Annotated in this window: 10 protein-coding genes; 6 read left to right on the forward strand and 4 right to left on the reverse strand. The window is 71.8% G+C overall.

Annotation, left to right across the window (positions count from 1 at the left end; genetic code table 11):
• Window positions 1-12 precede the first annotated feature (12 nt).
• Both ACFW16_RS16530 and ACFW16_RS16535 read right to left on the reverse strand, forming a co-directional pair.
• Window positions 13-10,716 carry a hypothetical protein gene (locus ACFW16_RS16530; RefSeq protein WP_380306859.1) on the reverse strand — a complete coding sequence of 3,568 codons (10,704 nt, stop codon included), beginning with the start codon at window positions 10,714-10,716 and terminating at the stop codon, window positions 13-15.
• A 179-nt stretch (window positions 10,717-10,895) separates the two neighbouring features.
• Window positions 10,896-11,726, reverse strand: a complete 831-nt coding sequence (locus tag ACFW16_RS16535; protein WP_380306861.1) for a hypothetical protein — start codon at window positions 11,724-11,726, stop codon at window positions 10,896-10,898.
• A 634-nt stretch (window positions 11,727-12,360) separates the two neighbouring features.
• Here ACFW16_RS16535 and aqpZ point away from each other — a divergent pair.
• On the forward strand, window positions 12,361-13,083 hold the full coding sequence (gene aqpZ, locus ACFW16_RS16540; RefSeq protein WP_380306863.1) for an aquaporin Z: 723 nt from the start codon (window positions 12,361-12,363) through the stop codon (window positions 13,081-13,083).
• 38 nt (window positions 13,084-13,121) lie between these two features.
• Here aqpZ and ACFW16_RS16545 read toward each other — a convergent pair whose 3' ends face one another.
• Window positions 13,122-13,583 (reverse strand): GNAT family N-acetyltransferase, encoded by a 462-nt coding sequence (locus ACFW16_RS16545; RefSeq protein ID WP_380306865.1) that lies wholly within the window; start codon window positions 13,581-13,583, stop codon window positions 13,122-13,124.
• Window positions 13,584-13,687: 104 nt separating this feature from the next.
• On the opposite strand from ACFW16_RS16545, the gene ACFW16_RS16550 reads away from it, so the two are divergent.
• The 5 genes from ACFW16_RS16550 (at window position 13,688) to ACFW16_RS16570 (ending at window position 20,770) form a co-directional block, all read left to right on the forward strand.
• A complete protein-coding gene (locus ACFW16_RS16550) occupies window positions 13,688-14,941 on the forward strand; it encodes a winged helix-turn-helix domain-containing protein (RefSeq protein ID WP_380306866.1) in 1,254 nt (417 codons plus the stop codon).
• Window positions 14,942-15,049: 108 nt separating this feature from the next.
• Window positions 15,050-16,189, forward strand: a complete 1,140-nt coding sequence (locus tag ACFW16_RS16555) for an alpha-D-ribose 1-methylphosphonate 5-triphosphate diphosphatase (protein WP_380306868.1) — start codon at window positions 15,050-15,052, stop codon at window positions 16,187-16,189.
• 74 nt (window positions 16,190-16,263) lie between these two features.
• Window positions 16,264-17,175: a c-type cytochrome gene (locus ACFW16_RS16560; RefSeq protein WP_380306870.1), complete on the forward strand. Its 912-nt coding sequence runs from the start codon at window positions 16,264-16,266 to the stop codon at window positions 17,173-17,175.
• A 221-nt stretch (window positions 17,176-17,396) separates the two neighbouring features.
• The gene (locus tag ACFW16_RS16565) at window positions 17,397-19,508 is read left to right on the forward strand and encodes a calcium-binding protein (RefSeq protein WP_380306872.1); all 2,112 of its coding nucleotides are present in this window, start codon (window positions 17,397-17,399) and stop codon (window positions 19,506-19,508) included.
• Window positions 19,509-19,609: 101 nt separating this feature from the next.
• Window positions 19,610-20,770 (forward strand): serine hydrolase domain-containing protein, encoded by a 1,161-nt coding sequence (locus tag ACFW16_RS16570; protein ID WP_380306874.1) that lies wholly within the window; start codon window positions 19,610-19,612, stop codon window positions 20,768-20,770.
• A gap of 42 nt (window positions 20,771-20,812) precedes the next feature.
• Here the strand turns inward: ACFW16_RS16570 and ACFW16_RS16575 are convergent, their stop codons facing one another.
• On the reverse strand, window positions 20,813-21,271 hold the full coding sequence (locus tag ACFW16_RS16575) for a c-type cytochrome (RefSeq protein WP_380306876.1): 459 nt from the start codon (window positions 21,269-21,271) through the stop codon (window positions 20,813-20,815).
• Between the last annotated feature and the right edge of the window lie 35 nt (window positions 21,272-21,306).

Genomic DNA, 21,306 nt, shown 5'->3' on the forward strand with positions numbered 1-21,306 from the left:
GCTCCTCGGCCGTCATGCCTGGCGCCCGCCCGACATGTCCTCGCGCATCCGGTGCAGATGGCCGTCGACGATCGGCTGCTCATGCGCCGCCGGTTGCGGCACGGCCAGCGAGTCCAGGCTGTAGGACCGCAGGCCGCCGATGGCCCCCTCGATGTGACGGATCGCCGCCGAGGTCGCGCCCTCGGCGGCGTCGGCATCCACACCCTCCAGGACCCGGCGGGCCTGCTCCAGACGACCGATCGCGGTTGCGACATGGGCGTTGAGGGACGGTTCGGCCTCCGCACCGCCGCTGCCGTGGGACCCGGCCATGAGCCGCAGGAGCCTGACGATTTCCGGAAGCCAGGCGCGGGCTTCGTTCAGGTCATGGTCGATGTCGTCCCGCAACTGCTGCTCATAAGGCCTGGCGTCGCGATCCGCACGCAGGGCATAGGCCCGGTTCCCGGCCGCCTGCAGCTTGCCGATGAGGGTGGCGAAATCCCCCCGGGACAGCTCGGCTTTCTGCTGCCCCAGCAGCTTGACGACCGCCCACACCTGATAGCTGAGCTGGACCAGCAGGCTCGGGCCGCCCTCCGCGTCCGGCGGGGGCCGGCGGAGAGGTTCGGCGGCGCCGTTGTCCGGGTCGGGCCTCGGGCCGGGCGAAGGGCGGTCGAACTCCGACGGGGCCGGCACGACCGAATCCCATAGATCGCGCAGCGTCGTGAGATAGGCGCGGCTCTCCGGGGCCAGGCTGTCCAGATCCCCCGGACGGCTGAAGCGGGTGTTCCACAGCACGTCGCGCAGGTCCCGGCCCAGCCGCAGCAGCTGGAGCTGCGCGGAGAACTGCCCTTCCCAGCTCTGCGGCCCGGCGAAGACCCGGGCAAGGTGCTCGCGCACCGCGGCGACCCGACCCCGCAGCCGGGCCATGTCCGCCGCCGCCAGGCCGTTCGGCGGAACGGGCTGGCCCGCCCCGGCCAGCTCCTGGAAGTGACGCTCCGCCCGATCGAGCTCGATATCGAAGGCCTGCAGCAGCGCCTCGCCCTTCGCCAGGCGGTCCAGCCGGCCGACCGGGCCGCCGGCCAGGCGGTCGAGCCGCGCGATCGTCCAGCGGATCGCCTCATCCGCGGCCCCGGCGGCCACGGCATGGCCGTCCTCCCCGGTCGGGCGTCCGGCGAAGGCCTGGCCGAGGCCCCGGACCAGGTCGCGGAAATGATCGCGGACCCGGCCGAACTCCTCCAGCTTGGCATGGAGGTCCCGGGTCGAGCGGGGCGGCTCGCGCAGGCCCTGGTTCAGGGCGTAATAGGCCTGGCCCGGCCCCGTCACATCGACGCCGGGGGGCAGCGCGCCGGACGCCTGCCACGCCAGGACCGAGCGGGATCCCGCGGCCTGCAGGGCCAGGCAGGCCCGGCCCAGGAACGCCCGCCGCATGTCGTCGATCTGCCGCTGTTCCGTGTCAAGGCGCCGCTGCTCCTGCCGGAACGCGTCATGGGCCCGCCGCGATCGCAGCTTCATCGGCCGGGCGACCACCGGGCGCGGATAGTGCAGCTCGCGGGGACCGTCGAGATTCGGCGCCCGCCATCCGAAATAGGGATAGAGGACCGGCCGGTCCTCTCCCACCGGCAGCTCCGTCTCGGCGCGCCGGGCCAGCTCGTCCAGCACACGGAGCTTCCGCTCGGCGTCGTACAGCTCGATCTCGGCCCGCGTCGCCGCCGGCCGGCCGCCGAACCGGCCCGCGAACGGTCCGGTCTCCCCGGCCGCGGGGGCCGGCTCAACCCCCCGCCGGCGCGCCAGATCCGTGAGGGGGCTGACAAGCGCCGCGTCGATCCACTCCTTCACCGCGTTGACGCCGATGGCGTTGGGCACCGCGTCGCCGCCGACGGCGCCGGGGTTCCGGGTCAGATGCACGGTGACGTCGATCAGCTCGTGCCGCAGGGCCCGGGCCCGGTCGGCCAGGGCGCGCAGCCCGGGGCGGTCCGCTTCCGGGGCGTCCCAGGCGCGGATCGACAGCCCGGCCAGGTCCGACAGCGCGGCCCGGGCCGCTTCGACATCCTCGCGGTCGCGGGCGCCCGCCAGCGTGGCCAGATGGCCGTCGACCTCGGTCCATATCGGGTCGGCTGCCGGGGGCGGCGCGGGCGGATCCGTGCGGTCGACCCCGACCGGCGGCGCCGCATCCCGGGGGGCGGGCGATCCGGGGGCTTGCGCCGGCCGCGGCGGCGCGGCGGCCCCGCCACCGGGCGGAACGCTCGGGGGCTCCGGATCGGTGCGCTGCACCCCGCCGCCGGGCGGGTCGTCGTCGGGCGGTGTCTCGTCCGTCCGGTCGGCGGCGAGCTTCTCCCGATGGGCGTCGATCAGCTGATCGACATAGTGGAGGGTCCGCCTGAACTGCTTCTGCTCCGAGGTCTCCCAGGGCACGAACTTCTCATCCCGGGAGAGCTGGCCGTAGTCCCACAGCTTGAATTCGCCGGTCTCCGGATGCACCAGGAACTCGATGTCGGAGATGTAGAGCCTCTGCTGCGCGAGATCGTGCAGGAACGCCCTGGTCGCGACGAGGCTGGACAATCCGGCTGCGGTGAAATCCGAGCTGTCGAACTGCCAGATCATGGTGCCGACGCCGTCGAGATCGGTCGTTTCCAAGAGGGATCGCAGCGTCCGGTCGCTGGCGGCATAGAGATCGGTGACGAAGGCCGATTTCCCGTGGATCCGGACGACGCCGAGCACGTCGACGACATGAGGCGCCCCGAGCTCCTTCAGGCGCTGCGTGATGTCGAGATAGTATTGCGGGTCGTTGAAGGGGGTTTCGACCTCGTTCATCTCGTCGCGGAAGACCACGGCCGCCTTGTCGTGCAGCCTGAACGCGGTCTTGAAGCCTCCGACCCCCAGCATCTCGCCCAGCATGTCCACGGGCGCGACCGTCCGGCGGCCGCCCTCGTCATCCACGAGGAGGAGCGTCCCGTCGTCCTGCGGGACGAGGCTTCCCTGCGGATCCTCGAGCGGCCGGGGCTTCGCCACCTCCCAGGGGCCGAGCTCGGCCGGCGTGGGCATCAGGATCTCCACGCCGATGATATCCGCGAGGCCCTGGATCTGCTGCCGCGCCGCCTCGTCCCGCGGGTCGATGTTCGCCGCGAAGGGCCGGCGCCTGTATCGCCAATCCTTGAACAGCTCGTCGTTCACCAGGACTTCATGCGGGCTCGAGCCGGCAAAAGGCCTGAAGTCGATGACGGGAACCTGCTCCAGCCCGCGCTCCCGCGCATAGGACCTGGGCGACCGATGCAGCTCGGGCTCCGATCGCTCCCCCGCCCCGGGCTTCGGCGCGGCATCGAGCGTCCCGTCCGGCGAAGCCGGCCCGGCCTCCTCATGCCTGCCGGTCGCAAGGGCCGATCCGTCCTCGTCGCCGGATGGCCCGCGCCGCTCGGCGCCGCCGCCCGGCGGCATGGTCGGGCGGGGCGAAGGCCCCAGAGCCCCGTCGCCTCCGGGAGGATCACCCCCGTCATCCGGCCGGTCATCGTCATCGGGCCGGCCGATGCCGTCGCCCTCACGTCCGGCCGGCGGCGGCGACAGCTCCCCGTCGCGGGCCACCTTCGCCTCGGCGACTTCGCGCAGCTGCCGGATGCCGTCCAGCTGGGACGATGCCGGTCTGACGCCGAAGCGGACGCCGCCCACGTCCCAGAGCGCGAAGCTTCCATCCAGCCCGGCCATCAGCTCCAGATCGCCGAAGCGGACGCCCTTTTCGATCATCAGCCTCTCGATCAGCGCGAGGCTGTCGACGCTGCGCCGGCTCAGCCGGGAATCGTCCAGCGTCTCGCCGTCGTATTCGATCTCCTTGCTGCTCTTCCACTGCAGGTCCGCGACCATGGCCGGCTTGTCGTGGATGCGCGTCAATCCGAGAACGCGGACCGTGGGGAATCCCTCCTCCTCCAGCCTGGCGAGATCCCGCATCTCCTCGAAGAGCGGCAGCGAATTGCCGTCCCGCTGCACCAGAACGATCTTGTCGCCGACCTGAAAGACGGTCTTGAAGGCGCCCGATCCGATGCGGGGGCCGAGCGCCTCCTGCAGCGTGATCGGCCGCCGCTGCCCGTCCGGACCGATCTCGATCGCCTCCGTCCCTTCGAACTCGATCGTCCTGTCTTCCCGGGGGGCGGTCGGCTCCACGACCTTCCAGCCCGTCTCCCCCTGCGGCACGATCACGTCGGACTGCGCGACATGGGCGAGGCTGGAAGCGAAGGCGTCGAGCTCCGGGCCGGCCGGCGCGGACGCCAGGACGATGGGCTGGGAGCCGGCCCATTCATCGCCGAGATCCGCGCCGAGAAACAGCTCGTGCACGCCGGCACGGGTTCCGTCGCTCAGGATCGCGCGACCGTCGCGGTCGATGCCGAGGATGTCGGGATACTCATACGCGGTCATCTCCTGCGTCTCGAGCAGCCGGTTGAGATTGATCCGGCGGGTCAGATCGCGCGCCTCCTCCGGCGAGACGTCGATCCCGGCAGGCAGCTTCCCGGTCTGGTCCGGCGCGTCCGGCTCCCGATCCCGGCTGACCGCGGGCGGCGCCCCTGCGGCGGCGGCCATGGCGTCGACCTGGTCGAGCGCGGAGGACAGCGCGGGATACGGGTCCGCCGATTGCCGCCCCGGCGACGGTGTCGCCAGGATGTGCTCCGGATCCGAAAGGTAGATCTGCCCGTCGAAGCCGATCAGGTACTCGGGATCGTTGAGGCTCTCGCGCTCCCCGGCCTCCAGGGCGAGCAGCTTCTCCCGGTGCGCGCGGAGATCGGCGAGGCTCCGCTCGTTCAGGACGGCGGCCAGCTCGGCGTCGACCGAGCCGTCCCGCCCGCGAACGTTCAGGCTGCTGCCGGCGTGGAGGTCGTAGACGATGCCGTCGTGGCCCAAGGCCTGGACGATGCCGTCATGCGGCACGACCTTGAACCCTTTCCTCTCCCACCGATCCAGCGCCGCCACCTCGTGCTCGAGATGCTCTCGACCCATGCCCGGCTGCAGCAGGCCGATCGCCTTGTTCCGGCCGAGGCGAAACAGGACCTTCGTGCTGCCGCCCCCGATCCGCTCGTGGAGGTGGTCCTCGATCTTCGCCTCGATCCACCGTCCCTCTTCATCTCGCGCGAACAGCTGCCCGTCGCGAAACTCCACCTCGGCCCCGCGGGGCAGGGGCTGCGGCGAGGACAGCAGCCAGCGTCCCTCGCCGGCCGGGTTGATGCTGTCGCGGCCCATGCGCAGCTCGAAATCGGGCGCCAGGACGTTGATCCCGAGGATGCTGGACAGGCGCGGGGCGAAGGCCTGGCCGGCGAAGTCGGCCGCGAGCAGGATCGGCCGGTCCTCGTCCCGGGGGAATTCGAGCCGCAGCGCGAGGTCGTGGGGCGTCAGCGGGTTGTCGTCGCGATCGAGGATCGTCCCCTCCTCGGTCCCCATCGCATGGATCGTGAAGGCGTCTTCCCCGCCCGCCTTCGGCGTCGGGATCGTGAGCCGGTCCAGCGGCGGCCCCAGCAGGCTGTACTGCACCGGCTTCTTCGGCAGCCGGTCCCAGGGCACGGTCTGGGGCGTTCCGGCCGCAGGCTCCGGCTGCCCGCCGTCGTCGCCCGGCGGCGCCGATGCCCTGTCCATGTCCAGCTCGGCCAGGGCCGCCTGGCGCTCGGCCGGGCGCTCCGCGGCCTCGCGCGCCAGCTTCGCCTGGGCCGCGCGCTCGACGTCACGCAGCAGCTCCAGCTCGAACCGATGATCGTAGGAGCCGCGGGCCAGGGACCGGATGCTCAGCGGATCGGCGAACAGGAGCCGCCCGTCCGACATGATCATCGGGGAGAAGTCGTTGAGCCGGAGCGGCCTGCCGGTGTCCGGATGGACCGGATGGTTCTCGAGAACGTCGCGGATCCGGCGGATGGATTCGAGGGTGGCCGCGTTCAGATAGGTGTCGTCGACGATGATCCGCGTGCCGCCGTCATACTCGACGATGTCCTTGAGGCTGAGGGCGCCCAGCTCATGGACCAGCGTCGGCTGGCCGAACGCCCGGGCCGGGCCGTCGGCCGCCAGCGTCGGCAATCCGATCCGGCGGCCGAGCTCGAGATTGTCGATCTCGGTCCGGGCCCGCGCCGGCGCGGTCGCCTCTTCCGGCGCGATGCCGAGCGTCGCGACCTCGTCGCGGAAGATCGCCACCGCCTTGTCGTAGCACCGGAACACGGTCTTGTGCTCGCCGCCGCCCAGCCGGCGCCCGAGATGCTCCTCGATCCGGATCTCGATGCGACGGCCCGGCTCGGCCAGGAACGCCTTGCCGTCGACGATCTCCAGCCTCTTGCCCGGATCGGGGGCGGCGTGGCCTGCCGGCGTGGCGCGCCGCCAGCTCGCCGGCGACCGATCGCCCAGCGGGTAGATGACGTCGACCCCGGCGATGTCGGCGACCCGCTGCGCAAACGCCGCCGCGTGCGGGCCGGGCTCCTGCAGGTTCAGGGCGATCCCGGCATTGTGCCAGCCCTCCGGCTCCAGGTCGTGCCGGACGAACAGCTCATGCGCGGCGACGATCCGGCCGTCGGGCAGGACGGCGTGCGAGCCGTCGAGCACGCGGGCGACGGGCATGTCGATGGCGTCGCCGAAATCCCGCGGCGCATGGGCCCAGGGCTGGCGGGCGGGATCCGGCGGGCCGACGGGGGATGCCAGTCGGGCCGAGATCCGCGGCCCGGCCCGATCGGGCGGGGCGCTGGTCCGGCCGTCGCGGTTCCAGATCGCCGCCGCATTCTCCGCGAAAGCCTGGCCGTAGGTCCGGCCCGAGGTGCCGCGAGGCTCGTCCCGGAACAGCTCGCCCAGCGCCCGGGCGGCATCCTCCCTGTCCCGCGTGGCCCTGTACCGATCCAGCACGGCCCGGCCGGCATCGGCCCCCGGGACGCCGGCCGGCCGGCCGGCATTGACGGCCAGCTCGTCGCCGACCAGGAGCTCGGTCAGCCGCGCGTCGCCTTCCTTGTCGAGACCGGCCCGGACGAAGGCTTCGGTGAACGCCTCCTGGCCGTCGAAATCCCGGGCCGCAGGGGGCTGCCCCCCATAGGCCGCATGCGCCAGCTCATGCGCGAGCAGGCGGGTCATCTCCGCGACGAACGCGTCGCCGGCCGGGCGCGCGTCCGGCCGGCTGCGCAGCACGGTCGGGTCGAGCGAGACCAGGCGCAGCCTGTCGCTGTAGGACGTGCCGGAGATCTGCCGGTCGTGCCCCAGCACGGCGAGGTCCGGATGCGCGGCATTGACCAGCCGGACCTGATGCCGGTCGGCCAGCCGGATCAGCCGCATCAGCTCCGGCGACCGGGCGCACTGGTCGATCAGGTCGGCGACCGTCATCTCCGGCATGCGCAGCGACTGGGGGGCGATGCGTTCGAAGATGGCGGCGGCCGCCCCGCGGTTCCGCTCGATCTCGGCCGGGCTCAGCCTGGCCGCGCCACGTCCCGGGCGTGCCGGGCCATCGCCCATGCCCGTCGGGGCGGCGCGGTCGTCGCCGAGGCTCGGCGGCGCCGCGGCCCGGTCCATGTCCAACTCGGCCAGGGCCGCGGCACGGTCGGCGGACCGCCGGAAGGACAGCGGTGCGACGACTCCGTCGTCCCGGCCAGCCGGGTCGTCCTCCGGCTGATCCCGGCGGGAGTCGCGGCCGCGACGGTTGCCGTCGCGCTGCACCGGCTCGATCGCCTCCAGCGACCGGCCGTCCGCCGCCTCGGCCTCCCGCGCCAGCTTCGCCCGGATGCCGCGCTCGAGATCGTCCAGCATCTCGACGCCGAGACGGCCGTTGCCGGTGCGGGCGGGGGCGCGCGGGTCGGCGGGATCGACCAGGGCGACGCGGCCGTCGCGCATCACCACCAGGGCGAAGCGCTCGACCGGGATCGGCCGGCCGGTGGCGGGATCGACCGGCCGGCCGGCCAGCACCTCCCGGATCTGGCGGATCGAGGCCAGGCTGGCGGCGTTGAACACGGCGTCGTTCAGCATCACCTGCCGGCCGCCGGCCGGGGTGACCAGCTCCCGCAGGGCGACCGCGTTGCCGTCATAGATCACCGCGGGCCGCTCGAAGACGGAGAGGCGGTTGCCGGCCGGCAGCACCGGCAGGCCGGCGGCCCGGGCCGCCGCGGCGTCGGTCGCCCGCACCAGCCCGGCCGGGGCATCGGCGCCGTCGCGCGTGAATGCCACCACCTTGTCGTAGAGGGCGAAGGCGGTCAGCCGCGGGCCGGCATCGACCCGCCGCCCCAGATGCTCCCCGATCTCGATCTCGGCGCGGCTGCCGTCGGCCTCGACCAGGAAGGCCCGGCCGTCCGCGACCTGCATGGTCCGGCCCGGCGTGGGGGGCGCCGGCGGGGTCGGCGTGACCCGCCGCAGCTGCGGCTCCGTCGTCGTCCGCCCGGCCGGTCCGTGCACCACGTCGACCCCGGCCACCTCGGCCATCGTCCGGGCGAAGGCGGCAGCCTGCGGGCCGCGCTCCCGGACATCCAGCACGATATGGGTGTTCCGCCAGCTTTCCGGGCCGCGGTCGTGCCGGGTCACCAGCTCATGGGCGCTGACGGTCCGGCCTGTCGTCGTCACGGCGCGGGACTCGTCGAGCACCCGGGCGAGGCGGATCTCGATCGGGGTGCCGGTCCGGGGCGGCGCGGAGGCGACGTCGCGGCTCGCCGGGATCGCGCCGGCACCCGTCGCCGCACGGCTGCCCGCCGGCGCGTCGGAGGCGACCGGCCGGCCGGGAGAGACGGCCACCCGGGCCTCCGGCGCCTCCGCCCGGCCCGTCGTGCCGGGCCGGGTGCCGGCAGGCGCGGCCGGCGTTTCGGCATCGGCCAGAGGCTCACGCAGCGTCAGCGGCACCGACGGGTCGGTTGCCCGGGGCAGGCCCGGCGCCGTGCTCTGCCGGAGGGAGGGGGCGTCCGGCGTCTTCGGACGCATCGCGATGTTCATCGCCGTGCCGGGCAGCGCCCCCAGGCTCGCGGCGATGACCTCTCCCTGGTTCATGTGCCGGCCTTCGGTCCACAGGGCCGTCAGCTCGGCGCCGCCGAAATTGGCCGCGAGATCGTTGCCGAACTGGGCGGCCAGCCCCGGCGCCCACAGGCGCTGCGGCGTGGCGGCGGCGTTCGGGCCGGAACCGGGCGCGCCGGTCCTGGGGTTGCCCGTCGTCGTCCCGGCCGCGGTGTTGCCGGCCACGTCGTCGACCGCGCCCGCGGTGCCGGTCGTGGCGGTCGTGCCCGTTCCGGCCGCCGTGGTGGTGCCCGCGGCGGCGGTGCCGGTGGCGCCGGTGCCGGCATTGATGACATCGTCGGCCATCGTCGCGGCGGCCCCGACCCGGGTGGCGCCGGTGCCGGTCGTGGCGAGATCGTCGGTCGCGCCGGCCAGGTCGTCGACGCTGCCGGTAGCGGTGGCCGTACGGCCGCCGACGGCAGGAACGGCGTCGTCGGCGGCCGTGACAGCCCGGTGGATGGGGATGGCGCCGGCGGCGAATCCGGCGAAGAAGGATGTCCCGAGATTGATGCTCTCCCGGACCACCGCCTTCAGCATCTGGTCACCGCCCTCGCCGGTGAACAGCTTGTTGTCGAAGGCCAGCCGGATGGCATCGGAGGAGATCTGGCCGGTGCCGTTCACCACCTGCCCGCCCATCCCGCCTATCGCCGTGCCCAAGCCGCGCTGCATCAGGGTCGGCGCGTTGCCGCCGATCTTGAAGGTGAGGGCGGTGCTGATCCTCATGCCGGCGGTGGTGGCTCCGGCGGTGCTGATCGACGACACCGAATCGAGCAGGGTGTCCTTCAGCGCCGCCTTGCCGTGGTCCCAGGAGATGCCGGCGCCGTCGCCCTTGGCGCCGTCGAGCCCGACCGCATCCATCAGGACGCCAACCTGCGACGTGTGGCCGTCGGCATACATGTCGTTGCCCTGGACCACGTCGGCGACGTCGCCGACCGAATCGATCAGCTCATAGGTGCCGTAGGCCGCGGCGAAGCCGGCCGCGACATTGCCGCCGGTGGCTGCCGTGGCGATGATGCCGGCCGTGGTCGCCACCACCATCCGGCCGACCTCGTCGATGGTGTTCCAGGTCTCCTCGCTGTCCTGGAAGTCGTCGGCATGGCGCTTGAACTCGGATTCGAAGTCGCCCATCGCCGCCTTCATCTCGGCGGCATAGGCCTGCTGCGACATCGGGCTGGCCTCGTCCTTCCGGCGCAACCCGTTCAGGGCGTCGAGCCTGCCCTGGAGGAACCCCTCGAAGTCGTCGCCCGCCCCGCCGCCGGTGACCAAGTCCCAGCCCTTGTGCAGCAGGCTGTGGTCGCTGACGGTGCTCCTGACCTTGGCCAGCGTGCCCTCGATCTGGTCGATCGTCTGGCCCAGCTGCTCGTGGCGCATCTCGGTGTCGACATCGGTCAGCGCCTCGCGGCTCGCCTGCGCCAGCCGGTCGGTGCCGGCGGCCCAGCCGTTGACCAGCTGCAGCTTGGCCTGGTCCTCCGGCTTCAGGTTCAGCTTGCCGGACTCGTCGGTGTTGGCCTTGATCGTCCGGCGCAGCTCGTCCGCCAGCGCCGTGCGCACCGCGCTCCAGTTGGTGCGGCTCGCCTCCCTGTCCGGGTTCGGGGCCAGGTCGTACCGGACCGCCGTGGTGATCAGCGCCGTGGTCTCGGCGCGGATCGGCAGCGCGGCCAGCGCCGACGGCGTGGCGCGGGCCCGCTGCACCGCGCCGGCGAAATGGGCCTGGCGCGGGTTGGCATAGGGGCTGGTGACCGGCGCGGGACCGGTGTTGCGGTCGATGCGGGGCGGCATGGAGCGATGCTGTCCGCGAAAAGCGGTCGGAGCGGGGCGGAAGATGGCCTCTGGGCCGGCAGGCGCGATTGCCGCGACTCTCGTTCAGACGGCCATCCGGCGCTGAAGGCGAATGGCGCGCCGACGGGGGCACGCCCTCTTCACGGCGGGGACGATCCTCGGCCTGAAGGCCTCTCCGCTCAATCCTTGACGTCCTTGTTGATGTTGGGGATGTCGCCGCGACTGAACTTGAGCTCCTTCGCCACGGCCAGGATATCGGTGTCGATCTGGACGTCGATGCTCTGGTTGTTGCCGTTCTTCCAGTCGTGCTCGGCCAGAGCCCTGAGAGTCTTCAGCTGCTCGCCGCCGTTGTCCCCGGCGACCTTCTTGACATAGGCGCGGATGATCTGCTGCCGGTTGGCGGCGTTGTCCTTGCCGTAATCCAGTTTCAGCAGGGCCTCGGTCACATCCTTCGGCTTCTCGGCGCCGTTGATGTAGTCGCTGATCCACTTGTTGCGCGTCGCCTGATCCGGCGCCTTGTCCAGGAGGCTGGATCCGAAGGCCTGCGGCGACGAGGTGTCGGGCTTGGGCTGCGCCGCCGGCGGCTCCGTGTTCGGTGTCCTCTGCGGCTCGGGCACGGCCGACTTCGCGACATAGACGAAATCGGCGTCGACATCGCCTTCGTCGAACTTCTGGATCAGGTTCGGGTTGGCCGCGTATTGCTGGTTGACGTCGACGATATTGGTCTGGATCTGCCGGTCGTTGAGACCCAGCTGATAGCCGGTTCGGTATTGCGAATCGCCGGCGACGTCCGGCACCGCCACCTCGTACTGGCTCAAGGTCTTGGACGCCCGCTTCTGGAGCTCGTCCTGTGACAGCTTGGTGGGGTCTTCGTTCGGGTTCTGGACGCTGGCCAGGCTGATCATCCACGCCTGGGTCTGCTCGGTGGTCGCTTCCCGGGCCTTGCCGCCCTTCTCCCGGCTGGTCAGGACGATCTTCCCGTTGTTGTCGATGCTCAGGGTGCTGACCATAGGCGCTATCCTCGTGTCGATATCGGCTGTGGTGGGACGTTCCTGCTGGGGACGGTCTCGTCCTTCGTCGCGGCGGACAGCGGCGGCGAACAGTGGCCGCGGACATCGCCCGGTGCGCGACGACGCCAGTGGCACTCTGCCGGCCTTGCGAATGGATTCCTCTCCCCCCAACCCTCTGCACGAACCCCGAAGAACGGCAATTGTTCCGCAACGTTTATGTCACCCGACCGCAACCGGATTGAAACTTTTGTCCTGCACTGCGACCGGCCGCTTCTCGATCGTCGCCGGAAGACCGATGGGGTCTCGGCCCGTGACTTGGCGCCTCCAGCTCCAGAGGGAGCTTCGACAGACCCGGTCGGGACGAGTGCCTCGACCATCGAGCCGCGGCGTCTTGCCGGACAAATATCGTGAATTGCGGCTGTGCCGCAGGCCTGCGACCGAACACTTGCCGGCCCATGGTCCGACGTCACGGCGGCCCTTATCCGTGCGACCGGCTATTGCAATCGATCTTGAGGCAAAAGCTAAACATCGCCTCAAAGTCACTTTATTGCGCGCGATTACATAATACTATATCTTGGCTGCTTGATTCTCTTCGCCACCAGCGGCGGTAGGAGATCGAATGGAGGGAACCTCTATGCTCAAGCGAGTCCTTGCGGAGGTTGTGGGGACGTTCTGGCTCGTCCTCGGCGGCTGCGGCACGGCCGTCCTGGCGGGTCAATACGTCGGATTTCAAGGTGTCGCCCTGGCCTTCGGGCTGACGGTCGTGACCGGGGCCTATGCCCTCGGCCGCGTCTCCGGCGGCCATTTCAACCCGGCGGTCACCGTCGGGCTGTTCGCCGCCGGCCGGACCCCGGCCGGGGACGTGGTGCCCTACATCATCGCCCAGGTCGTCGGCGCCATCATCGCCGCGGCCGTCCTCTACGCCGTCGCCAGCGGCGCCCCCGGCTTCGAACTGGCCAAGGGCTTCGCCTCGAACGGCTATGCCGAGCACTCGCCCGGCGGCTACGGCCTGACCGCAGCGGCGATCAGCGAGGTGGTGCTGACGGCGGTGTTCCTGGTGGTGATCGTCGGCGTGACCGGCAGCAGTGCCACGGCGCCCTTCGCGCCGCTGGCGATCGGCCTGGCGCTGACCCTGATCCACCTGATCTCGATCCCGGTCACCAACACCTCGGTCAACCCGGCGCGCAGCCTGGGCCCGGCCCTGTTCGTCGGCGACTGGGCGCTGGGGCAGCTCTGGCTGTTCATCGTGGCGCCGCTGGTCGGCGGCGTCATCGGCGGCCTGATCGGGCGTTTCGTGACCGAGCCGGAAGCGTCGATCGGCGCGGCCGCGACCCCTCCGGGAGCTCCGGCGGAATGAGCTGAGGCCGGACTGACGTCCCGGGTTCCGCCGGGGCGTCAGTCCAGCGCCTTCTCCATGAACAGGCTCAGCGGGTCGGGCCCGTAGCCGCCGAACGGGCCGCGATCCCGGTATCCGAAGCGGCGGTACAGCCCGATCGCCTCCGGCTGGTGGATCCCGGTCTCCAGCTGGATCAGGCGGACGCCGAGGGCGCGGGCCTCGTCCTCGATCCGGGCCAGCAGGTCGCGGCCGACCTTGAGCCCCCTTGTCGCCGGATCGACGAACATCCGCTTCAGCTCGGCCCGGCCGCCGGTGCCGACCGTCAGCGCGCCGCAGCCGACCACCCGGCCTTCGCGCCGGGCCACGAAGAAGCGCACCTCCGGCTGCTCCAAAGATTCGATGTCCAGCATGTGGTTGCTCTCGGCCGGATACAGGCTCGCCATCAGGGCGTCCGACTGGCGGATCAGGTCGAGCACCGCGTCCTGGCGCGGCGGCTCCGGGGCGATGAGGGTGGCGGTCACGATGCGGAACCTCGGTGGTTTCGATCCGACTATAGCCGGCCGCGGCGGCGCGCGAAGGGCTTTCCTCTTGCCTGGCCGCGGGTGGCTATGTTCTTGTCTTGTTCATGGCCGACTCCACCCCGCTCACCATCCGCAATGCCGACGCCCGGCGCCTGTTCCTCGACCTGCACGCCCTGTCGGACCCGCCGCTCGGCCGGCTGACGGCGGATGGGTGCCAGGCGGTGGTGGACCGCATCGGTTTCGTCCAGGTCGACAGCATCAACACGGTCGAACGGGCGCATCACATGATCCTGTTCGCCCGCCGCCACGGCTATGCCCAGACCCAGCTGCCGCGGCTGGTGGAGAAGACCCGCGGCCTGTTCGAGGGCTGGACCCACGACGCCTCGCTGATCCCGACCCGCTTCTTCCCCTACTGGTCGCGGCGCTTCGCCGATGTGCAGGCGCGCGCCGCCACCAGCCGCTGGTGGACCGAGGCCGGGCCGGATTTCCCGAAGGTGCTGGAGCAGGTGCGCGAGCGGGTGGCGGCGGAAGGGCCGCTCCTGACCCGCAGCTTCGAGGAGGAGCGGCAGCGCCCCTCCGGCGGCTGGTGGGACTGGACGCCGTCGAAGATGGCGCTGGAATTCCTGTGGCGCACCGGCGTGCTGGCGGTGGCGCGGCGCGAGGGCTTCCAGAAGGTCTACGACCTGACCGAGCGGGTGATCCCGGAACCGCATCGCGGCCCGGCGCCCGACCCGGAGGCGGTGGTCGACTGGGCCTGCCGCTCGGCGCTGGAGCGGCTGGGCGCCGCCCGGCCCGGCGAGATCGCCGGCTTCTGGGACCTGATCACCATCCGCGAGGCGGAGCAGTGGTGCGACCGGCTGACCCGCCGCGGCGATCTGCACGTGGTCCATGTCCAGGGCGCGGACGGCAAGACCACCGCCGCCTTCGCCTTCGCCGACATCGAGGACCGGCTGGCCGCGGCCGCGCCGGCGCCGGATGTGCTGCGGGTGCTGTCGCCCTTCGACCCGGTGATCCGCAACCGGCAGCGGCTGGAGCGGCTGTTCGGCTTCGACTACCGCTTCGAGGCCTTCGTGCCCGAGGCGAAGCGCCGCTGGGGCTATTACGTCTTCCCGATCCTGGAGGGCGACCGCCTGGTCGGCCGGATCGACATGCGGGCCCGGCGCGACAGCGGCGACCTCGCCGTCGCCGGCCTGTGGTGGGAGCCGAAGGTGCGGTCCAGCAAGGCGCGGCTGCGCCGGCTGGAGAATCAGCTCGACCGCATCCGCCGCTTCGCCGGGGTCGAGCGCGTGGTCTGGCCGGACGCCAAATCGTCGCTGTCACCCGGGAGTCATCAAATGGTCGCAAAGCTCGGGGCATAAGGGCGCCGCGCGGGGCCGGGTTTGCGATGCCGGCCCGGCTGCCCATATGAGGGCCGCGGGGGGCGTACCCGCCGGACCGATCGTTGCGAAGTAGGAGAAGGACTGGGTATGGCGGGGGATCTGATCGTCGCCCATGCGCGGATCGTGACCGCGGAGGCCGTGCTGACCGGCAGCCTCGCCGTCGCCGGCGGGCGGATCACCGATCTCGACCGGGACGCGGTCAGCCCGCCCGGCGCGGTCGATTTCGAGGGCGACTACCTGCTGCCCGGCCTGGTCGAGCTGCACACCGACCATCTCGAGCGGCACTACACGCCGCGGCCCGGCGTGCGCTGGCCGGCGGTGACCGCGGTGATGGCGCATGACGCCCAGGTCGCCGCGGCCGGCATCACCACGGTGTTCGACGCGCTGGCCCTGGTCGGCGGCCGCAACGGCGAGGACCGGATGGAGACGCTGCGGCCGATGGTCGACGGCATCCGTCAGGCCCAGGCCGGCGGCATGCTGCGGGCCGAGCATTTCCTGCATCTGCGCTGCGAGGTCACCGAGGCGCATGTGCTCGAACTGTTCGAGCCGTTCCGCGATGACCCGCTGGTGCAGTTCATGTCGGTGATGGACCACGCCCCCGGCCACCGCCAGTTCTCCGACCTCGCCAAGTACCGCGAGATCTACAAGGGCATGCTGGGCCTGACCGACGAGCAGATCGACGCCCAGACGGCGGAGCGGATCGCCGCCTCGCGCACCCACGGCGTGACCAATCGCGACGCCCTGGCCGCGATCGGCCGCGGCCGCGGCCTGCCGATCGCCAGCCATGACGACGAGACCGTCGCCCATGTCGAGGAGGCGGCGGCGCTGGGCATGGTGGTGTCGGAGTTCCCGACCACCCTGACCGCCGCCCGCGCCGCGCGCCAGCATGGGCTGCAGATCCTGATGGGCGCGCCGAACTTGGTCCGCGGCGGATCCCATTCCGGCAATGTCTCGGCCGGCGAGCTGGCGCGCGAGGGGCTGGTCGATATCCTGTCCTCGGACTACGTCCCGGTCAGCCTGCTGCACGGCGCCTTCACCCTGGCCGAGGGCGGCATCGGCCTGCCGCAGGCGCTGGCGACGGTGACGGTCAACCCCGCCCGCGCCGCCGGCCTCGAGGACCGCGGCCGGATCGAGCCCGGGTTGCGCGCCGACCTGCTGCGGGTCCGGCTGGTCGACGGTGTGCCGGTGATCCGCGCCGTCTGGCGCGAGGGCGAAAGGGTCGCATGACCCCGGAATAACAGGCTAGGGCGAAGGATCGAGTTATAAGGGCTGAGTCGCCTGTTCGCGTTCCGGAGGCCAGCATGCGTCCGTTCCCGGTTCTCATGGCTCTGTGGCTCGCCCTCGGGTCGGCTGCCGCGGCGCAGACGGCCGACCCGGCCGCGCCCAAACCGGCCTCTCCCGATCCGGCCTCATCCGACCCGGTGGCGCGCGGCGCCTATGTCTTCGCCGCCGGCGGCTGCGCCGCCTGCCACACCGCGGCCGGTGACGCCGCCAAGCCGCTGGCCGGCGGCCGGGCCCTGAAGACCGCCTTCGGCACCTTCTACACGCCGAACATCACCCCGGACCCCGAGACCGGCATCGGCAGATGGAGCGAGGAGGATTTCCGCCGGGCCCTGCGCGAAGGCGTGTCGCCGTCGGGCGAGGATTTCTATCCGGCTTTCCCCTACACCGCCTATACCGGCATCACCGACCGCGACCTCTCCGACCTCTGGGCCTATCTGCGCAGCGTCCCGCCGGTGCCGCAGGCGAACAAGCCGCACGAGCTGGGCTGGCCCTATTCCTGGCGGTCGCTGCTGCCGGGCTGGCGCCTGCTGAACTTCACCGAGGGGCCGTTCCTGGTCCCGGCCGGCCAGTCCGCCGACTGGTATCGCGGCGCCTATCTCGTCCGCGTGCTCGGCCATTGCGGCGAATGCCACACGCCGCGCGACATGCTGGGCGGGCTGAACTGGTACAGCCCCTTCGCCGGCACCCCCAAGGCGCCGGAAGGGCAGGGCAAGATCCCGAACATCACCCCGGACCCGGAGCACGGGATCGGGGAGTGGAGCGACAAGGACATCAGCTATTACCTGGAGGCCGGCATGACGCCCGACGGCGACTTCGCCGGCGGCGCCATGAGCGAGGTGATCCGGGACAACACCAGCAAGCTCGTTCCGGCCGACCGCGAGGCGATCGCCACCTATCTCAAGAGCCTCAAGCCGCTGTCCGGCCGGTAACGGCCGGACGGGGCCATGGCTCCGGGCCGCGGAATCCCCTATAGTGCCGCGACATTCGTAATTTTAGGAACATTTGCATTGTATTGACCGGCGCCTGCCCATTTCGATCCGCCGGCGCCTTCCGCTTTCAACCGCGACATGCCGCCCGGGCAGCGAGCACGGCCGAGGCCGTTCCGCTGTGCGCACGGCGCGCCGCCCTGCATTGATCGGAGACCCATCTCGTGACCAGCTACACCGGCACCGTCGATCCCGACTATATCTACGGCCTGACCGATTCCGTGGTGGTGCCGCCCGGCGCCAACGGCGTGCAGCTCGACCTGTCGGGCGACGACACGCTGAGCGGAATGGGCGGCGACGACTTCGTCCTGGCCGGCGCCGGCAACGATGTGGTCGACGGCGGCGACGGCGCCGATCAGCTCGACGGCGGCACCGGGGACGACCTGCTGCGCGGCGGCCTTGGGCCCGATACGCTGACCGGCGGCGACGGCGTCGACACGGCCGACTACAGCACCAGCGCCAAGCCGGTGATCGTGGATCTCTATCTGGGCATCGGCAGCGGCGGGGATGCCGAGGGCGATACCCTGGCGGGGATCGAGAACGTCACCGGCAGCGCCGGCGACGACACCATCGACGGCGGCACGGACGACAACGCCCTGTCCGGGATGGCCGGGGACGACCTGCTGGTCGGGTATGAGGGCGCCGACACGCTGGTCGGCGGCGACGGCAACGACATGCTCGCCGGCGACGCGGAGCCGGGCGGCGGCAGCTGCGGCTGCGGCGACGGGCCCGACCTGCTGCAGGGTGGCGCCGGCGACGACACGCTCTATGGCGGCGGCGACGCCGACCGGATCGAGGGTGGCGACGGCAACGACCTGATCGGCATCATGGATGGGGCGGAGGTCGTCGCCGGCGAGGTCATCGACGGCGGCGACGGCTACGACGTCATCGCCTTCACCCCGCTGCCCGGGGCGGACACGCTGCTGGTGCTGCAGGGCGATTCGCTGCGCGGCATCGAGGAGATCGACCTCGGTTTCCCGGGCGGGCCGGTCGGCCTGCCGGCGCATCTGCTGCTGGTCGGCGTGCTGTCCGACCTGCTGATCGTCGGCAGCGACGACCGCAACGTGGTCACTGCCGGCGACGCCAACGACACGGTCCGCGGCCTGGGCGGCGCCGATGTCCTGCTCGGCGGCCTCGGCAACGACAGGCTCGAAGGCGGCACCGGGGCGGACCGGCTCGACGGCGGCGCCGGGGACGACGTGCTGCTCGGCGGCGCCGGGGCCGACTCCCTGGCCGGCGGGGGCGGCATCGACACCGTCCTCTACCAGGGCTCGGCCGCGGCGGTGGCGATCGACCTGCTCGCCCGCACCGCCTCCGGCGGCGATGCCCAGGGCGATGTGCTGACCGCGATCGAGAACGTCTACGGCACCAGCCTCGGCGACTCGCTGGGCGGGGATGACGGCCGCAACGTCTTCGGCGGCCGGGTCGGCGACGACATCCTGGCCGGGCGGGGCGGCGACGATTCCCTCTCGGGCGAAGGCGGCAACGACAGCCTCGACGGCGGCGACGGCGCCGACCGGCTGGTGGGCGGCGACGGCATCGACACCATCCATGGCGGTACCGGCAATGATTCGGTCGATGCCGGCACCGGCAACGATCAGGTCTTCGGCGAGGCCGGCAACGACTCCATCATCGGCGGGGCGGGCGACGATCAGCTCGACGGCGGCGACGGCAACGACACGCTCGAAGGTGGGACCGGGGCCGACACGCTGACCGGCGGGGCCGGTGTCGACACGGCGAGCTATGCCAGCTCGGCCGCGGGGGTGACCGTGGTGATCGGCGGTGCCTCCAGCGGCGGCGATGCGGCGGGCGACACGTTCAGCAGCATCGAGCAGGTGATCGGCTCGGGCTTCGTCGACACGCTGACCGGCGATGCCGGCGCCAACACCCTGTGGGGCATGGCCGGCGACGACGTGCTCGCGGGCGGCGGCGGAGCCGACGTGCTGAGGGGCGGCGCCGGCAACGACCGCTTCGTCTATGCCGCCGTCACCGACAGCACCGTCGCCGCCGCCGGCAAGGATGCGATCCTCGACTTCACCGCCGGCGACAGGATCGACCTGTCGGCGATCGACGCCGACGGCAACGCAGCCAACGGCGACACCGCCTTCACCTTCGGCACCGGCGCCGTCTTCACCGGCATCGGGCAGATCCGGGTGCTGGCCTTCGCCGACAACCGCTACGGCGTCTATCTCGAGACCACCGGCAACAGGGTGGAGGACGCGATCATCACCGTCACTTCCGACCACGCCCTGACCGCGGCCGACTTCGTGCTGTAGACCATCAGAACGGTGCAGGCCTGCCTCGTCTTCGTCTAGAGTGGGCTGCCGCCGGCAAGGCGGCGGCAGCCCCTCGGGGCGAAGAAACAGGGACGGCAATGGTGACCGAGCTGGAGACGAGCGAGGCGGCGCCGGAGGCGACGCTCGCAAATTGGCGCCAAGCGCCGTACAGCCGCTGGGGCTTCCGCAATGTCCGCCGGCTGGTGCCGGTGGCCGAGATCCCGCGCGGCGAATTCGCCGCCTGCCTGAAGCCCGGGCCGGCGCTGGACCTCGACCGCATCGCGGTGCCGGGGCAGGACGGGTCGGTGGCCAGGCTGATGGCCGAGAGCGACACCGACGGCATCCTGGTGCTGCATCGCGGTGCGACGGTGGCCGAGCACTACGCCCACGGGCTGGGGCCGAAGACGCAGCACATCGTCTTCTCGATCAGCAAGTCGATCACCGGCCTGATCGCCGGCATCCTGGTCGGCCGCGGCCAGCTCGACCCCGGCGCGCCGGTGACGGCCTATGTGCCGGAGGCGGCGGGTTCGGCCTATGACGGCGCCACGGTGCGCCATGTGCTCGACATGACGGTCGGCATCCGCTTCGTCGAGGACTATGTCGACCCGGCCGGCGACGTCGCCCGCTACCGCGTCGCCATGGGCTGGAACCCGCCCGGCGAGGTGGCGCGGGACAACGACCTGCACGGCTTCATCGCCCGCCTGCCGGCCGATGGCAGCCGGCATGGCGAGACCTTCCACTACGTCTCGCCCAACTCCGACATGCTGGGCTGGATCTGCGAACGCGCCTCCGGCATGCGCTTCGGCGCGCTGATGACCGAGCTGCTGTGGCGGCCGATGTGGACGGAGGCGGATGCCTATATCACGCTCGACCGGCTGGGCGCGCCGCGCACCGCCGGCGGCATCTGCATGACCCTGCGCGACCTGGCCCGGATCGGCGAGCTTGTGCGGCGGGACGGCCGGGCCGGCGGCATTCAGGTGGTGCCGCAGGCCTGGGTCGACGACATCCTCGACAACGGCGACGCCCGGGCCTGGGCGCGGGGCGACCTGGCGCCGCAGGGGCGCTACCGCAGCCAGTGGTACGTGCCGGGGCCGGGGCGCGACGTGGTCTGCGGCATCGGCATCCACGGCCAGTGGATCTATGTCGACCGCGCAGCGGAGCTGGTCATCGCCAAGATGTCGTCGCAGCCCATGGCGGTCGACGACGCGCTCGACCACCGCCTGCTGGCCGGCTTCCGCGCCATCGCGCAGGCGGTCATGTAGGTCGGGTTCGCGGACGCGAACCCGACGCTAGGCCGCGATTCGTCAGCTCTTCTTCACCCGATAGGTCTCGTGGCAGGCGCCGCAGGACTGGCCGACCGCGGGGAAGGCGGCCTTCACCTTGGCGGCATTGCCTTCCTGGGCGGCGGCGTCCAGCGCCGCGATGGCGTCGTGGTTGGCCTTCACCTTGGCCTGGAAATCGGCCCAGTTCGCCCAGACCTCCGGCTTGGCCGCGCTCTTGCCGACGCCGACCGCGGTGCCTTCCGGGAACAGGGCCAGCAGGTTGGCGCTCACCCCCGCCATCTTGGCGGTCGCCGCCTTGACGTCGTCGATCGTGCCCTGGTTGTCGCGCACGAAGCCGGTCAGGGTCTTGACGCTGGCGCCGTAGGTCTTCATCGCATCCTCGCGCTGGGTCACCACCTCCTCGGGCGTGGCCGCCCAGGCGATGGCGGCGCCGCAGCTGACGATGGCGGCGGTGATGACGGCGAACTTCAACGAACGCATGGTGCCTCCCCCTCGGGTGGGTGCCGGTCCGGCGA

It is taken from the genome of Inquilinus sp. NPDC058860 (assembly GCF_042743185.1).
In the GTDB taxonomy this organism is placed as follows: Bacteria; Pseudomonadota; Alphaproteobacteria; order DSM-16000; family Inquilinaceae; genus Inquilinus.

What these genes read in the sequence shown, in the direction of transcription:
- aqpZ (WP_380306863.1), top strand. Translation starts at nt 12,361, where the DNA reads ATGCTCAAGCGAGTCCTTGCGGAGGTTGTGGGGACGTTCTGGCTCGTC.
- ACFW16_RS16560 (WP_380306870.1), top strand. Translation starts at nt 16,264, where the DNA reads ATGCGTCCGTTCCCGGTTCTCATGGCTCTGTGGCTCGCCCTCGGGTCG.
- ACFW16_RS16535 (WP_380306861.1), bottom strand. Translation starts at nt 11,726, where the DNA reads ATGGTCAGCACCCTGAGCATCGACAACAACGGGAAGATCGTCCTGACC.
- ACFW16_RS16550 (WP_380306866.1), top strand. Translation starts at nt 13,688, where the DNA reads ATGGCCGACTCCACCCCGCTCACCATCCGCAATGCCGACGCCCGGCGC.
- ACFW16_RS16530 (WP_380306859.1), bottom strand. Translation starts at nt 10,716, where the DNA reads ATGCCGCCCCGCATCGACCGCAACACCGGTCCCGCGCCGGTCACCAGC.
- ACFW16_RS16575 (WP_380306876.1), bottom strand. Translation starts at nt 21,271, where the DNA reads ATGCGTTCGTTGAAGTTCGCCGTCATCACCGCCGCCATCGTCAGCTGC.
- ACFW16_RS16555 (WP_380306868.1), top strand. Translation starts at nt 15,050, where the DNA reads ATGGCGGGGGATCTGATCGTCGCCCATGCGCGGATCGTGACCGCGGAG.